The 15,622-nt window shown below is 67.9% G+C and carries 12 protein-coding genes and 1 tRNA gene; 4 read left to right on the top strand and 9 right to left on the bottom strand.

The features are described from left to right. Positions 1–193: 193 nt before the first annotated feature. From AMO33_RS16770 to AMO33_RS16755, 4 genes are all read right to left on the bottom strand, one after another. Entirely contained in the window at positions 194–1,399 is a 1,206-nt protein-coding gene (locus AMO33_RS16770; RefSeq protein ID WP_060593537.1) for a metallophosphoesterase, read from the bottom strand. Positions 1,400–1,484: 85 nt separating this feature from the next. Continuing rightward, positions 1,485–2,954, bottom strand: a complete 1,470-nt coding sequence (locus tag AMO33_RS16765; protein WP_373457318.1) for a hypothetical protein — start codon at positions 2,952–2,954, stop codon at positions 1,485–1,487. Continuing rightward, positions 2,938–3,951 (bottom strand): hypothetical protein, encoded by a 1,014-nt coding sequence (locus AMO33_RS16760; protein ID WP_060593536.1) that lies wholly within the window; start codon positions 3,949–3,951, stop codon positions 2,938–2,940. The genes AMO33_RS16765 and AMO33_RS16760 overlap by 17 nt, the downstream gene beginning before the upstream one ends. Before the next feature lie 300 nt (positions 3,952–4,251). Beyond that, positions 4,252–5,616 carry a hypothetical protein gene (locus AMO33_RS16755; protein WP_060593183.1) on the bottom strand — a complete coding sequence of 455 codons (1,365 nt, stop codon included), beginning with the start codon at positions 5,614–5,616 and terminating at the stop codon, positions 4,252–4,254. Positions 5,617–5,810: 194 nt separating this feature from the next. Here AMO33_RS16755 and AMO33_RS16750 point away from each other — a divergent pair, with 194 nt between their 5' ends. The 3 genes from AMO33_RS16750 to AMO33_RS16735 all read left to right on the top strand — a co-directional run bounded on the left by AMO33_RS16750 (position 5,811) and on the right by AMO33_RS16735 (position 9,409). Further along, positions 5,811–6,506 carry a response regulator transcription factor gene (locus AMO33_RS16750; RefSeq protein ID WP_060593182.1) on the top strand — a complete coding sequence of 232 codons (696 nt, stop codon included), beginning with the start codon at positions 5,811–5,813 and terminating at the stop codon, positions 6,504–6,506. A 16-nt stretch (positions 6,507–6,522) separates the two neighbouring features. Beyond that, a complete protein-coding gene (locus AMO33_RS33120; protein WP_425298883.1) occupies positions 6,523–7,794 on the top strand; it encodes a sensor histidine kinase in 1,272 nt (423 codons plus the stop codon). A gap of 493 nt (positions 7,795–8,287) precedes the next feature. Then, positions 8,288–9,409, top strand: coding sequence for an alpha/beta hydrolase (locus tag AMO33_RS16735; protein WP_060593179.1), 1,122 nt, complete (start codon positions 8,288–8,290; stop codon positions 9,407–9,409). 42 nt (positions 9,410–9,451) lie between these two features. Here the strand turns inward: AMO33_RS16735 and AMO33_RS31510 are convergent, their stop codons facing one another. The 3 genes from AMO33_RS31510 to AMO33_RS16720 all read right to left on the bottom strand — a co-directional run bounded on the left by AMO33_RS31510 (position 9,452) and on the right by AMO33_RS16720 (position 12,202). After that, a complete protein-coding gene (locus tag AMO33_RS31510; protein ID WP_060593178.1) occupies positions 9,452–10,012 on the bottom strand; it encodes a TetR/AcrR family transcriptional regulator in 561 nt (186 codons plus the stop codon). Positions 10,013–10,389: 377 nt separating this feature from the next. Further along, a tRNA-Arg gene (locus AMO33_RS16725) sits at positions 10,390–10,465 on the bottom strand. 99 nt (positions 10,466–10,564) lie between these two features. Beyond that, a complete protein-coding gene (locus tag AMO33_RS16720; RefSeq protein ID WP_060593177.1) occupies positions 10,565–12,202 on the bottom strand; it encodes a long-chain fatty acid--CoA ligase in 1,638 nt (545 codons plus the stop codon). Positions 12,203–12,503: 301 nt separating this feature from the next. On the opposite strand from AMO33_RS16720, the gene AMO33_RS16715 reads away from it, so the two are divergent. After that, positions 12,504–13,976: a flavin-containing monooxygenase gene (locus tag AMO33_RS16715; protein ID WP_060593176.1), complete on the top strand. Its 1,473-nt coding sequence runs from the start codon at positions 12,504–12,506 to the stop codon at positions 13,974–13,976. 60 nt (positions 13,977–14,036) lie between these two features. Here the strand turns inward: AMO33_RS16715 and AMO33_RS16710 are convergent, their stop codons facing one another. Next, positions 14,037–14,429 carry an SCO5389 family protein gene (locus tag AMO33_RS16710; protein ID WP_011207246.1) on the bottom strand — a complete coding sequence of 131 codons (393 nt, stop codon included), beginning with the start codon at positions 14,427–14,429 and terminating at the stop codon, positions 14,037–14,039. Positions 14,430–14,498: 69 nt separating this feature from the next. Next, entirely contained in the window at positions 14,499–15,545 is a 1,047-nt protein-coding gene (locus AMO33_RS16705) for a nitronate monooxygenase (protein WP_240327544.1), read from the bottom strand. Positions 15,546–15,622: the final 77 nt, after the last annotated feature.

The raw sequence follows: 15,622 nt of genomic DNA, 5'->3' as shown, positions 1-15,622 counted from the left end.
GGCGGCACGGGGACACGGTCCTGCCGAACTCCAGTCCGCTGGTTCGGAGCTTCCCGGCAGGGTCTGCCACCGCGTACCCGGAATACCGCGCCGAGTTTCCAGGCGCTGTCCAGCCCGGCAATGTGGGAACGCTCACGGTGAATCCCACGCCAATGTGGCCGTCCGACTACGACGACCCCCGCTGAGCGTGCCGTCAGGCCGGGACGAGTTCCAGCACGGTGATGTCGGACGGGGCGGCGACGCGCACCGGCGGCCCCCACGCGCCCGCGCCCCGCGTGACGTAGAGCTGGGTGTCGCCGTAGCGCTCCAGCCCGGCGACCGTCGGATTGGCCAGCCGGGCAAGGAGATTGCCCGGGAAGATCTGGCCGCCGTGCGTATGACCGGACAGGACCAGGTCGACGTCGTAGTCCACGGCGTCGTGCACCAGCACCGGCTGGTGCGCGAGCAGCACGCACGGCCGCGCCGGGTCACGTCCGCCGAGCGTGGCGTCGAAATCGGGCCCGCGGTCGTACGCTTCGCCCTCGATGTCGTCGACACCGGCGATGTCGAACCACGGCAACTCGGCCCGCTCGTTGAGCAGCACCCGCACGCCGAGACTCGGCAGGTGCTCGATCCACTCGTCCGGCGCGGAGTAGTACTCGTGATTGCCCATACAGAAGAACACACCCTGCGAGGCACGCAGGTCCGCGATCGGGGCGGTGGAAGTGCGCAGGTCGGCCACGGTGCCGTCGACCAGGTCACCGGCGATGGCGATCAGATCCGGTTCGGTGCCGTTGACCGTGTCGACCACCTTGCGGGCGAAGTCGGCGTCGAGGACCGGACCCAGATGCAGGTCACTGACCAGGGTGATGCGGAACCCGGCGGCTTCGGGCGACAACCTTCGGATGGGGATCCGCACGTGGTTGACGGCGGGGCCGTTGAGGACGTTGTGGGTGCCGCCCGCCACCGTCGCGACGGCCGCCAGCGCGGTGGCACCGGCCAGCGCGCGGTTGACGAACAGGCGGCGGGAGAGGGTGGGGACGGTTGTGGATGGATTCGGCGCTTCAGGGGCGGGTGCAGCAGGCTCGACCCTGCCCCGTCCGAACGGCAACCGCACCAACACCGGCCGCAGGACCTCCCCGACGAGCACCCCGAGCAACAGGTACACGAACACCGCCGCCCACAGGTACCCGACCGTCGACACGACCCGAACCACCGCGAACGGCACGAAGTCCGCCCGCGTCGCCAGCGTGCCCACCAGGAACACCCCGCCGACCACCACCACACCGGTGCCGACCCGCCGCCCGACCGACCCCGCCGCCGTGGTGTCCCGAACCAGCCGCCGCCACACATACCAGTGCGCCAGGCCGAGGATCGCGACCAACACGGCGATCACCAGCAACGCCACAACTCTGCCCACACCCACACCTTCCGAAGGTCTCCTGCCCCCGCGAATCTACGCGTTTCCGGCAGGCCGCAGCTGGTAGCGGATGGGCTGAGGCACCCTAATCGAGGAAGAAGGCGTCGACCTTCTCCTCGGAATCCAGGATCTCGTCCGAAGCCACGCCGATTTCCACCGCCAGCTCGACCGAGCCGACAAGCGCAACCTGCACGTCAGGCGAGAAAGCTCGTTCGAGCAACCCGAGATAACGCGACATGCTCCGGTCGAGGCTGTCCAGGATGGCCTGGTGCTCCGCGGCGAGTTCCTTGTCGAGCGTGCGCTGCTCGTCGAGGTAGCGCTCGATCAGCGCCGCCTCTCGCTTCGTCAGCGACGATGCCGCGGCCTTGTACATGACAGTGCCGACGGCGGTGCCGATGACAGCGCCGAGGATCGGGATGGGGATGGTGGCCTGGCCGACGAGCGAGGACAGCGCACGTACTGCGGCCTCCAAGGCGATGAGCTCGGAGTTCTCGATGAACTCGAGTTCGTCGATCTGGCCTCGCCGGAGCTTGTTCGCTTGTTCCGCGATATTGAAGGACGTGGTGACGATGGAGCCGGCGACCGCAGCGGAGGTCGCGGTGAAATTCGTGAGCGCGTAGATGCTCATTCCTCGGACGCCGCCCTTGCCGAAACTCGCGCCGGTCGTGCCGGCGAGCTGCATCCAGTCGGTGGCGCTGAACTCGTTCAGCCGCTTGCCTTCCCGGCGTTTGGCGACCACGGCCAGCACGAATGCGGTGCCGCCCGCGGTCGCTGCGGCCATGAGTGTGGCCCGGCCTCCTTCTCCCGGCGTCGGCAGGCTGCGCTGGTGGGCATCCTCGCGCAAGGACCGGTCCATGGCGCGGAGCGAGTCTCTTTCGGCCGCCATGGTCGCGGTGTAAGCATCGCGCTGCACGTCGCCGTACTCGAGCATCGAGGGTTCCAGCGATTCGAAGCCGACCGACCCGTCTTGGAAGAACGCCTGGACCCGCTGCCAGTCTCGGAGGGAAGGTCCGTCGCCGCTGCGCGACAGTAGCTTGCTCGCTTCCTCGGGGGACATAGCACGTAGCCGCTGGATCACCTCGAAATGATCACGGGGGATCTGGTACTTCCCACCGTTGCGCACGTACTCGGGGTACTTCTGGAAGTGCTCGGCGATCGCGCCCAAGGAAAAGCGCCCACCCGCTGCGACGAACTTCTGCTGGATCTCGACACTTCCGCGCATCAGGTCGACGGGTCCGTTGTCGTCGACCCACTGGTAGATGGCCTCGTGGCCGAGGATCTGCCTTCGGGCGTTGCCGATACCGACCTCGGCGACCTCGGCGATGAAGCCGTGCATACCGGACTGTCCGCCGCGGTTGGCGGCGACCACCTCGAGGTCGATCGTCTTGACGGCTTCCTCGACGCTGGTGAGCGCGTCCCGAAGGTGCTCGTCCTGCCGGCTGAGCGCGCTCAGAAGATTGTCCAGGCGGAGCTGGTTGAGATAGCTCGCCCAGGAGGCAACTGCCTGCTCCTGGATGCTGGTGACGAATTCGGCGGCGTCACGCACTGTCGCCATCCTGCTCGATGCGCACGCTCAGCAGGGCCGCGCACGATTTCGTGTTGTTCACCAACGTAGCGAGTGCCGACCGCTCCGCCGGGGCGAGCGCGCGGAAATCGGCGCGGAAGTACACCAGGGCATCGCCGTAACTCTTCACCAACCCTTCGCGGAGGGAGGTCGTCCGCTGGAGAAGGTCATCGATCTGCGCATCCATGCCTTCGACGAGGGCGGTGTTGCGTTTGATCGCAGCCAGCGCTTCGTGCTTCGCTTCTCGGCTCTCGAACTTCTTCTTCGCGAACAGCGCGATGGACGCGAGCAGGGTTGCGCCGGCGATCGTCCAGCCGATCGGGCCGGCAAGCGCGAGCAGTGTGGTGCCTGCCGCGGTGCCGCCGCCACCGGCAGCCAGCGCGCCGCCCCCGAGCCACGCCAATGCTGCCTGGCTGGCTGCCGCTCCGGAAAGGGTCGAGATCGCGGTCCCGGTCGACGCCGTTCCGAAGGTGGTGGCGACCCATATCGCCGCCGACGGTGCCAGGCCCGCTACCGCCGTGCCCGCCGCGAACCCGGCGCCGGCGCCGGCGGCCGACAGCCGCGCTGCCGCCAGCTCTGCTCGGGCGAAATCCTCTGCGTTCAAGAACCGTTTCCGGTGCACCTCGATCTCGTCGAAGTCGGTATCGAAGGACTTCGGGGTGTTGGCGATGCTGTTCACCAACTGCTCGACGAGCTCGATCAGGTCCGTCGAACGCTCTCGTTGACGCAACAGAGACAGGCCCCGGTCGGCCATCGCCGTGAAGGCGCCGTTGTACTCCGCCACGGCCACTTCGTAGGGGTCCGGCCCTTTCGCGGTCAGCTTCTCGACCCTGCCCCTCGCGGCGTCCTTGACGCTGCCCATCTGACCGGCGAACTGTGATGACGCGGTTCGCGCTGCCTTGCCGATACCGTCGACGGTTCTGCCGATGCCCTCCTTGGCGTTGCCTACCTTGAGCTTGGCCTTGCCCACGTCGAGCTGTTCCACCATCGCACCCTCCCAGACCATTGCGGCTCGACTACGCAACGGAGAATATCGACGACCGGTGACAGATGGGACGGGATGGACACTTGCGATCCGCAACCGGCAGGGCCGTCCTGGGGCGATCGGTCGGTTTACAAGGTTCTGGCCCTCGTCGACGACCACTCGTCGACGCTGGTCGAGCCGGGTTCCCGATCGCCCAGTCGCAGCGGGCCGGGGCCGCCGGCCCGGCGACGGAGCCCGGCCCGCGGCCCGCGATGACGAGATGTGTACCCGGATCGAAACGGACGGGACTGTCCCTGTGCCCGGTCAGAAGTTCGGGCGGTTCTGTACCCAGCGGAACGGTGTGCTTCGCTGCGGGAAGCTGTCCGGGTCGATCCGGTCGAGCGTCATGGTGACCTGGTGGCCGTCGAGCTCGCCGGTCAGTAGGACTGTTTCCGAGGTTGTTTGCTGGAAATCGAGAGTGCCCAGAGGATATTGACCCTGCTCGGATCTCACCATCGGCCTCGATTTCGGTGCCCCCGGGAGCAGCCGGATCCGATGAGACGCGGCGTCCACGTCGGCGGGAACGGTCGCCAGGGTGTCGTTCATACGCTGAAAGCTGATGGTGCCTGGATAGTCGAACACCACTGTCTTCCACCGGGTTGTGTCCGTGGTCAGCGGTGGCACCACCTGTCCGTCGCGGGTGTACTGAGACACCGACCAGATGCCGTACAGCGGCGGTTTGGGGCGGTCGGGGCCGCCGGAACGCCAGGCGTGCAGGCCGCCGAGCACGAGAGCCACCGTCATCCAGATGCCGAGCGCGACCTGTATCAGTGCCGCGATCCGGCGGGATGTCCTGGTGCGGAACGGGTACGGTACGGCGGACGGGCCGGTCGCACGGTCGAGCAACAGCACTCGTGTGAGCCGCCGTGCCTCCGGTGCCAGCAGCACCACCGACATGAGCAGAAGATGTACCGACGAGATCTTCTCCGGCACATCGAACGTCATGTTCAGCACTACGATCTGCAGGGTGTCGATCAGCGCCAGCATCGCGCCGAGCAGCGCGGTTCGTGGAATCAACAGCAGGATCGCCGCGGTGATTTCTGCCGCGCCGAGCAGCATTTCGTATGGTCTCGACACACCTACCTGCGACCACAGCACGGCCATCGGCGTGAGGTCGCCGTACTTGGTCAACAGCGTGGTCAGCGACGGCTCCGGCATCTGCGTCGGAATCGCCTTGGCGAAGCCGAAGCTCAGCAACTGACCAGCCAGCATTATCCGGATGCCGAGTAGATACCAGGCCGCCAGTGTGCGATGGTCGCTGCGGTGTCGGTCCACCACCGACCACACCGCTACGCCGGCGACCGCCACGACCAGGATGCAGAACAACAGCACCCAGAAGATCGCCTGATCACCGACCCCTGTCGGATACAGCTGTACGTCGGCGCCGAACAGGCTCCGGCCCACCCAGTTCAGGAGGGGCTGCAGCTTCCGGATGTGCCAGAACTGTGCGTCGTAACCGAGCCGGCGACCGAGCAGTCCGGTCAGCACGAACACGAACGGCGGAGTCAGAAGACAGAACAAGCCGAAATACAGAAAACAGAACCGGAACGCGATACGCGTGAGTGGATTCCACCGCGCTCGTCCAGCCGGCTCCGGTCGTTCGGCGGTCGTGGTTACAGCCGTCGTCACTGCTGCATCCTCTGATCGTGTGCGGGGTCGGCATACATGGCGGGGCAGCCGTGCTCGATCGCCTCAGGGCGCAATTCGTCATGCCGCCGGCGGCTGTTGTCGTTCATGCCACCAGTCAAGGCGCAGCGGTGTTGCCGACCTGTATGCGATTTTCGATACGTTGGCGAAATGATGCGCCTCATAGGATCGAGAGCATGCGCGTGCTGGTCGTAGAGGATGAGCCCTACCTGGCGGAGGCCATCCGTGACGGGCTGCGGCTGGAAGCGATCGCGGCGGATATCGCGGGCGACGGTGACACAGCCATGGAGTTGCTGAGCATCAACAAATACGACATAGCGGTCCTCGACCGCGACATCCCGGGGCCCTCGGGTGACAAGATCGCACAACACATCGTCGCGTCCGGTACCGGCATGCCGATACTGATGCTCACCGCCGCCGACCGGCTCGATGACAAGGCCTCCGGCTTCGAGCTCGGCGCCGACGACTATCTCACCAAGCCATTCGCGCTCCGTGAACTCGCGCTGAGGCTGCGGGCGCTCGACCGGAGGCGCGCCCACAGCAGACCACCCGTGCGGGAGATCGCGGGCCTGCGAGTGGACCCGTTCCGTCGCGAGGTCTACAGGGACGGGCGCTATGTGGCGCTCACCCGCAAGCAGTTCGCCGTGCTCGAAGTTCTCGTCGCTGCCGAAGGCGGTGTCGTCAGCGCCGAAGAGCTACTGGAACGGGCATGGGATGAGAATGCCGACCCCTTCACCAACGCCGTGCGTATCACCGTTTCCGCGCTGCGGAAACGGCTCGGCGAACCATGGCTCATCGCCACCGTGCCCGGTGTCGGCTACCGCATCGATACCGGAACGGATACCGACGACCGGAAAGCGGAGCGTGGCTAGGCGTCAAGGGTTGAGCGTGCGCGCGAAACTGACCCTCAGCTACGTCGGGTTTCTCATGCTCGCCGGTGCCTTGCTGCTCGCCGCCGTGTGGGTATTCCTGCTGCGAGGAAGATCGAACGCCCTATTCGTTCCCGATCTGTCCGACTTCCGGCGCGTCTTCGATCCAGGCAGCTTCGGCGCCGCCGTCTTCGTCCCGGCGGCAATCCTTGTGCTGGGGTTTCTGCTGGTGTTCGGTCTCGTAGGCGGGTGGATTCTCGCCGGTCGGGTACTCTCGCCCCTGACTCGAATCACGCAGGCCACCCGGGCGGCCGCGTCCGGATCGTTGTCCCTGCGGATCCGGCTGCCGGGGCGCAGCGACGAGTTCCGTGAACTCGCCGACAGTTTCGACACCATGCTCGCCCAGCTGGAAGCCCACGTAGCCGAACAGCGGAGATTCGCCGCCAACGCTTCCCACGAACTGCGCACTCCGCTGGCGATCACACAGGCACTTCTCGACGTGGCCCGCAACGACCCGGACGTCGACACCGGTGAACTCATCCGACGACTTCGTACCGTCAACACCCGAGCGATCGACCTGACCGAGGCATTACTCCTGCTCAGCCGCGCCGATCAGCGTTCCTTCCCGCGAGCGCACGTCGACCTGTCCCTCATGGCGGAAGAAGCCGCGGAAACACTTCTCCCCCTCGCGGAAGAACGCGGTATCGCTATGGAGACCTCCGGCGACATAACCCCGACCATGGGCTCGCCCGCCCTCCTCCTGCAGTTGATCACCAACCTCGTGCACAACGCGATCATTTACAACGTGCCCGATCGTGGCAGCGTCTCGCAGGACCAGCGCGCATCCCGGTACGGTCGCGATCACTGTCGAGAACACCGGCGAAAAGGTGTTGCCGCACGTGGTTCCCACGCTGGTCGAACCGTTTCGCCGCGGCACCGAACGCGTGCACGTCGACCACGCGGGTGCCGGGCTGGGCCTGGCGATCGTCCAGAGCATCACGCGCGCTCACAACGGAACCCTAACCCTCACTCCCCGTCCCTCCGGAGGGCTCCGAGTCACCGTGCAACTACCTGCGGCACCGTCACACACCGACGGCTGACCGGAGGGTTGCGCTCAGTTGCGCAGGCCAGCGCTGTGTGCCGGTCTCGCCGTGCGGATGAAACGGGTCTGGGGCTACCGACAGCCCATGGCTTCCGTTCAGTAGCTCCGCGGTTGGGTGTTCACGCCGCTGATCTGTCAGGCTGCCGTGTTGGGTGGCGCCGCATGGCAATCGATCGGCGGGTCCCATAAGTGGTTTGGGCTCGTATCGCGGTATACGAGGCGGCTCGGTGCCGCCGCTTTCGACGGCTCGCGCGATCTCGCTGATCCCCTGGTTGGTGTGCGCGACGGGCGGATCTCCAACGAGCACGCTGCGTGACCTTTGTTCGCTGGTGGGTGGCGCGAGACCCGGGTGGGGTCCTGGAGAACCGCGCGGAGGTCGAACAGCGCTACGACGACGAGATGCGGCGACGCCTCGCCGGCTCGGCGTGGGCGGGTTGTGTGAGTCGGTACAAATCCGCCTTCGGTCGCATTTCCAGCAACTGGCCGGGTTTGGTCTCGGAGTATTCCCGGCGGACGGCGACGTCCTCGCTCGCTGACTTCCAGGCCGATGCGGTCTGGCGAGGATCGGGGGTCGCCGAACGACACGTTCTTGACTAGCGTTCAAGAAGTGCCTATCGTGGTCGCCACGCGGTTCTTGGACAACGTTCAAGAGCGCTGGGTTCGCTGAGCGGAAGGATCAAGGATGGCGACCGACGAGTCGATCGATCGAGGTGCGGCCACCGCGGCGGTTCAGCGGCGCGATGTGGAGTTCCTCTCCGACGGCGTGCCGTGTGCGGCGTGGTTGTACACCACGCCCGGCGCGCCCGGGCCTCGACCGATCGTGATCATGGGGCACGGGCTGGGCGCGGTGCGGGAGATGCGCCTGGCGGCCTTCGCCGAACGGTTCGCCGCGAACGGCTGGTCGGTGCTGGTCTTCGACTACCGCCACCTCGGGGCCAGCGGCGGCCGGCCGCGACAGCTTCTCGACATCGGTCGCCAACTCGCGGACTGGCGGGCCGCTGTGGCCTTCGCGCGCACCCTGCCCGAGGTCGATGTCGACCGGATCGCCTTGTGGGGCACCTCATTCGGTGGCGGACATGTCCTGCAGGTCGGCAGCGGCAATCCGCAGGTGGCGGCCATCGTCGCGCAATGTCCCTTCACCGACGGACCGGCCTCGCTGATCTCACGACTGCGGACCGGGCCGCTGAGCGCTGTCGCGCTGATGGCGGTGGGCATCCTCGACACCGCACGTTCCTGGCTCGGTAGCAAGCCCATTCTCGTGCCGATGGCCGGAACCTCGTGGATGCCCGCATTTGTGGCCTCACCCGACGCCATCGCGGGCGCGTCGGCGCTGTTGCCGCCCGGCACCCGGCTTTCCCGGCGCTCCAGCGCCCTCCTGCGGAGGTTGCCCTCGGTGCGTGCGCGGCTGTCGGAGAACATCGAACTGACGATCGCCGACGACCGCGAGCCGGTCACGAAGGTGGGCCGCGACTCGATCTGGGGCGTGTTCCGAGGCCCGGGCAACGACTTCGACGCCGCCAATGCGCTGGCCGCCCGCTTGGTGTTGCGGCTACCGCTGTACCGCCCCGGCCGTGCCATGGCCCGCTCCGGCGTGCCGACCCTGCTGTGCGTCTGCGACAACGACGCCGCCGCACCCGCCGAAACCACCAAGCGCCGCGCGTGGGGCCTGGCACATGTCCGGGTGAAGACGTACCCCTGCGACCACTTCGACATCTACCTCGGCACCTACTTCGAAGACGCCGTCCGCGATCAGATCGACTTCCTGGCAGAGCAATTCGCCGACACCGTGCCCGCCGCGACCTGAACCCGCACGACACGCGGCTCGCGTAGCCGTCCGGTGATCACCTCAGCGGGCGGCGACCGCTCTTGCGCGGGCGCTCTGGATCAGTGTTTCCATCACCGCGCGTTTGCCCTCGTCGTCGACCGGATGCATCAGGAGTCCCTCGACCACGAACACCCCGATCGAGGTCATCGCGTCCAACTCGTCCGCGGGAACTCCGATCACGGCGAGATCTGCCCGGAACAAGCCCTCGGCCAACGCGTGGAACTGCTCGTGCCAGTCCCGAACCGCCTCCGACTCCTTCGCGCGAGCGTGCACGGTGGTCACCAACCGGCTCACCTGCTCCAGCTCCGCGACGACCCATACCAGTCGGTCGACGATGTCGTTGTCGAGGACCTCCCCGTACCGGGCCATCGAGTCGGCCAGGACATCGTCCAGTACCGCTGTCAACACCGCGTCCTTGTCCCGGAAATACCAGTACAGCGTGTTCGACACCACCCCGGCGTCCTGAGCGATTCTGCTCACGGGGACCGCGTCGTACCCCTGTTCGGTGAACAACCGCCGCGCGGCAGCGACGATCTCGGCGCGCTTCTCCTCCCGATCGCGGGGGCGTCTGTTTCTCGGCACCGGCAGTCCTGACTCATCGCGTCCTGCGAACCAGCCTATCTTGGTCGTCCCTCGAGAAAGCAGTCGGCAGACGTAACGACGCGCCGTGCACCCCGGCGCGAAATAGTCCTCGTCGGCGTGCCCGCATCGTCTTCGGGCGGGCGCAGTGACGCAGGCCCGGTCACGCCTCCGGTGCCGATGAACCGACCCCAGACAGTGCAGCAGCGTCACAACGAGCTTGGCAGGCGGTATGTCGGCATCCTGACTGACGGAACGAGCTGGCGGCTCTACGATCTGAGACAGGGCGCGTTGGTAGCGGTGTCGCAGCTGGAGCTGAATCCGACCGCGCCGGACGTCGAACGGATGATCTTTGAAACCGCCCCTGACCTGCAGAAATATGGTGCCCTCGGCAGGATTCGAACCTGCGACACCCGCTTTAGGAGAGCGGTGCTCTATCCCCTGAGCTACGAAGGCTGGTATGGACGTGGGGCAGTCTACCGGGTGGACGGGCCGGAGGCAGCATCGTCCCCGGGGTGCGCCCGGCGGCGAAAGGGGCCGCCGGGCGCACGGGGGTCAGGCGAGGGTCTTGACGTCCAGTTCGCCGTTGGCGTACTGGGCGCGCAGCTGCTTCTTGTCGAACTTGCCGACGCTGGTCTTGGGCACTTCGGAGATGAAGGTCCAGTGTTCGGGGAGCTGCCACTTGGCGAACTTGTCGGCGAGGAAGTCGCGCAGTTCGGTGGGTTCGGCGGTGGCGCCCTCGGCCAGGACGATGGCGACCAGGGGGCGCTCGTCCCACTTCTCGTCGGGCACGCCGATGACGGCGGCCTCGGCGACGGCGGGGTGGCCCATGACGGCGTTCTCCAGGTCGACCGAGGAGATCCATTCACCGCCGGACTTGATGACGTCCTTGGAGCGGTCGACGAGGGTGAGGTAGCCGTCGGGGCTGATCTTGCCGACGTCGCCGGTGCGCAGCCAGCCGTTGTCGAACTTGTCGGGGTCGACGGGGGAGCCGTCGGGGGAGTAGTAGGAGCCGGTGATCCAGGGGCCCTTGACTTCCAGTTCGCCGAGGGATTCGCCGTCGTTGGGCACGACGTTGCCCGCGTCGTCGACCAGGCGGGCCTGCACGGAGGCGGGGAAGCGGCCCTGGGTGTAGCGGTAGGCCCATTCCTCCTCGCCGGTGACGCCGGCGGGCGCGTGGGCGACCGAGCCGAGCGGCGAGGTCTCGGTCATGCCCCAGGCGTGCAGCACGCGCACGCCGTGGCGCTCCTGGAAGGCGTGCATCATCGACGGGGGCACGGCGGCGCCGCCGACCACGACGGTGCGCAGGTGCGAGATGTCCTGCGGCTGGGCGGCCAGCGCGGCGAGCACGCCGCCCCAGATGGTGGGCACGGCGGCGGCGAAGGTGGGCTTCAGGTTCGCCAGGATCTCGAGCAGCGGGCCGGGCTGCAGGAAGCGGTCGGGCATCACGACATTCGCGCCGGACATGAGCGCGGCGTAGGGGATGCCCCAGGCGTTGGCGTGGAAGAGCGGCACGATGGCGAGCACGCTGTCGGCGCCGCTGAAGCCCATGCCCGAGGGCGAGACGACCTGCATGGCGTGCAGCCAGTTGGAGCGGTGCGAGTAGACGACGCCCTTGGGGTCGCCGGTGGTGCCGGAGGTGTAGCACATGGCGGCGGCGGAGCGCTCGTCGATGACCGGGAAGTCGTAGCTGTCGGACTGGCCGGCGAGCAGCTCGGAGTAGGAGTGCACCTGCACGCCCTCGGGCGCCTGCAGGGTGGCGGCGTCACCGTTGGCGACGATGACGTGCCGCACGGTCTTCATGTTCGGCAGCAGCTGGGCGAACATCGGCACCAGCGAGCCGTCGACGATGACGACCTTGTCTTCGGCGTGGTTGGCCACGTAGACGAGCTGTTCGGGGAAGAGGCGGATGTTCAACGCGTGCAGCACCGCGCCCATCGCGGGGACGCCGATGTAGGCGACCATGTGCTCGTTGTTGTTCCACATGAAGGTGCCGACCCGGTCACCGACGCCGATGCCGAGCCCGCTCAGCGCGTTCGCCAGCCGGGCGGCCTCGGCGCCGAGCTCACGGTAGGTCATCGTGCGGACGCCGTCGCCGGTCCAGGTGGACACCGTGCTCTCACCCTGGAAGGTGGCGGCGTATTTCAGCAGTGTCGCCAGCGACAGCGGCTCGTCCTGCATGGTGCTCAACATCGAAGAACTCCTTCTCGTCGGTGGCCGGCATGAGCCACGTCACACCGGATGCTACCGAAGGGTCAGCCGTGGTGGTGGCGCTCGGCCTCGGGGCACCCGCCTTCACTTTCCGCAGGTCACGGTAGCTGCCGGAGCAAAAACAAGCACGCGAGCCCGGAAAATGGGCTCCTGGCTGCGACGATGCCACGGGCTCGCGCGGCCGTCGTGGTCGCTGGAGCCGGGGCGCGGGTGTGGCCGGAAATGCTGATCGGTTGTCCGCGGATCTCTGCTCCGCGGCGCGTGCGGCGCTTACGCTCGAAAGATGACATCGCCGTCCGTCCTGATCATCGGCGCCGGGTTCGGCGGGCTCGGCCTCGCGCTGGAACTGCGGCGCGCCGGGTTCGACGATTTCCGCATCCTCGAGAAGGCCGCCGACCTCGGCGGCGTGTGGCGGGAGAACACCTATCCCGGCGCCGCCTGCGACGTGCCCTCGCCGCTGTACTCGTTCTCCCACGAGCCGAAAGCGGACTGGCCCCGGCGCTTCTCGGAGCAGCGCGACATCCACGACTACATGCGCAGCGTGGCGCGCAAGCACGATCTGGAACGGTTCATCCGGTTCGGCACCGAAGTCACCGACGCCGAGTTCGACGAGAGCCGCGGCGGCTGGACGGTGTCCACCGCCGACGGCGAGCAGCTGCGGTGCGCGATCCTGGTGTCCGCGGTGGGGCAGCTCTCGCGTCCGGCGATGCCGAGCATCCCCGGCATCGACACCTTCACCGGGGCCGCCTTCCACTCCGCGCGGTGGGACCACGACATCGATCTCACCGGCAAGCGGGTGGCCTGCATCGGCACCGGCGCCAGCGCCATCCAGTACATCCCGCGCATCCAGCCCGACGTCGCCCACCTCACGCTGTTCCAGCGCTCGGCCGCGTGGGTGTTGCCCAAGCCCGATGTCGAGTACCGCGCGCTGCACCACGCCCTGTTCCGGTACCTGCCGCCGACCCGGCTGGCCGAGCGGTTCGCGATCTGGGCGATCTTCGAGTTCCTCGCGCTCGGGCTGACCGATCTGCCGTGGATCAAAGGGCCGGTGGTGGCGCTGGCCGAACGGCACCGGGAGCGCCAGGTCGCCGATCCGGTCCTGCGCGCCAAGCTGACGCCGGACTACGAGCCCGGCTGCAAGCGCGGGCTGTTCTCCAACGACTACTTCCCGGCCCTGGCCCAGCCGAACGTGACGGTGGAGACCACGGCCATCACCGAGATCACGCCCACCGGCGTGCGCACCGCGGACGGCATCCTGCACGAGGCCGACGTGATCATCTACGGCACCGGCTTCAAGGGCACCGAATTCCTGGCGCCGATGAACATCTACGGGCTCGGCGGCCGCAAGCTGGCCGACGTGTGGGCGGACGAGGGCGCTCGCGCCTACCTGGGACTCTCGGTGCCGGAGTTCCCGAACCTGTTCATGATGTACGGCCCGAACACCAATGTCGGTGCGGGCTCGATCATCTACATGCTCGAGTCCCAGGCCCGCTACATCCGGCAGGTGATCGACTACGTGACCGCGCGGCCGGGCCGTCATCTGGCCGCGCGCGCCGATGTCGAACAGAATTGGGACGACTGGCTGCAACGGCGGCTGCGGGACACGCCCTGGAACTTCTGCTCCAGCTGGTACCGCAACGCCTCGGGCCGGATCACCAACAACTGGCCGGGAATCACCTGGCTGTACCGGTGGAAGACACGCCGGTTCGACCCGCTCGACTACGTGGAGGGGCAGGCCGTGGCGGGGCGGGGCTGAGGGAGAACGGCGACCCGCCCGGCGCGGGGTGTCGCGCCGGGCGGGAAAGCGGCTGCCGGATCAGCAGTTCCGCAGTTCCGGGCTCTGGTTGAGCAGCTGCGCCCGGGTGCTGATGAACGTCGAGTAGGTGTCGCCGCCCACGGCGCTGAGCGGGAAGGCCGCCACCCGGTGGCAGTTCTGGAAGGCGAGCTTGACGCCGAAGTGCCGCTCCAGGCCGCCGCGGATCGCGTCGGAGGCCATCGCGCGCAGTAGCTGCCCGCGGGCGGTCTCGTCCGGCGGCGGAACCACGTTGTCGGCGAATTCGGCTGTGCCCGACTGCAGGTCGCCGACGACCCGGCTCACGACCTCCCAGGCGTAGGGCAGCGAGTTCTTCACGCAGTCGACGAAGTCGGCGTCGTCGATCTCACCGCGTTCGGCGCGTTCGAGCAGGGCGGCGGGAACATCGAGGGACATGGCGCTCTCCTCCTGGGATGGGGTGGATGGCGGTTGCGATGCCTTCCCGAGTGTAAACGATACTCGTTGTCAACAAGGCTGGATTCGGCGCGAAAGTGCCGAGTCCAGAGCGGCTTTCGTCTCTTCGGCCAGCTGTCGCACGAGTTCGCCCGCCGGTAACTCGGACGCGAGCGAATGTGCTTGGCCCGCCCACAGATTGACATTCTCCGGGTTGCCGGACGACCGCGCTTCGGCGCGCAACGGCGCTGTCGCGAAGTGGATTTCGGGATAGGCCGCCGGGGCGCTCGCGGAGTGTCGCGCCATGAAGTCGTTGCGCACCCCGCGCGCGAGCCTGCCGGTGAACGCGCGCGTCAGCATGGTGGGCGTCTCGGTCGGCACGGCGGCGCGGTGCACCGGGTTGGTGCCCGCTTCCGGGCAGCGCAGGAACGCGGTGCCCAGTTGCGCGGCGGCGGCACCCGCGGCCAGGACGGCGGCAATGCCCGCGCCGGTGGCGATACCGCCCGCCGCGACGATCGGCCGGTCGGTGGCGGCGGTGAGCAGTTGGAGCAGGGTGAGTAGGCCGAGCGGGTCGATCGCGTCGTCGGCGACCCGGTCGACGAACGTCGCCCGGTGCCCGCCCGCCTCGGCGCCCTGCGCGACGAGCACGTCCGCACCCGCCTCGACGGCGATGCGCGCCTCCGCCACCGAGGTCACGGTGACCCACACCTCGGTGCCGACGGCGTGCAGGCGTGCGATCTCGGCGGCGGTGGGGCAGCCGAAGGTGCAGCTGACCACGGGCACCGGGGCGGCCACCAGGAGGTCGAGCTTCGCGGCCCAGTCGTCGGTGTCGTGGCGGGGCTCGCCGAGTGCGAAGCGCTCGCCGAGTTCGGCGAGATACCCGGCGAATTCGGTGCGGGGAGTGGCCGGCCCCGGCACGAAGAGGTTCACGCCGAAGGGGGCGTCGGTGCGGCTTCTGGTGGCCTCGATCCTGGCCGCGGTGTCGGCGGCGCTCAGGTAGCCGGCGGCGACGGTGCCGAGGCCGCCCGCCGCGCAGACCGCGGCCGCGAGTTCGGGAGTGGAGGGGCCGCCCGCCATCGGGGCGAGCACGATCGGGACGCGCAGTTCGTCGATGATCACGGTCCGAGTCTGCGCCCGCGGCCGCTGTGACATGGACCTCACCGTCGATTCGTGACCGAAGGTTGCGGAATGGTCAC

Origin of the sequence: Nocardia farcinica, from assembly GCF_001182745.1 — a bacterium.
In the GTDB taxonomy this organism is placed as follows: Bacteria; Actinomycetota; Actinomycetes; order Mycobacteriales; family Mycobacteriaceae; genus Nocardia; species Nocardia farcinica.
The sequence above is the reverse complement of the archived record's forward strand: the minus strand, read 5'-3'. Positions and strand labels throughout refer to the sequence as shown.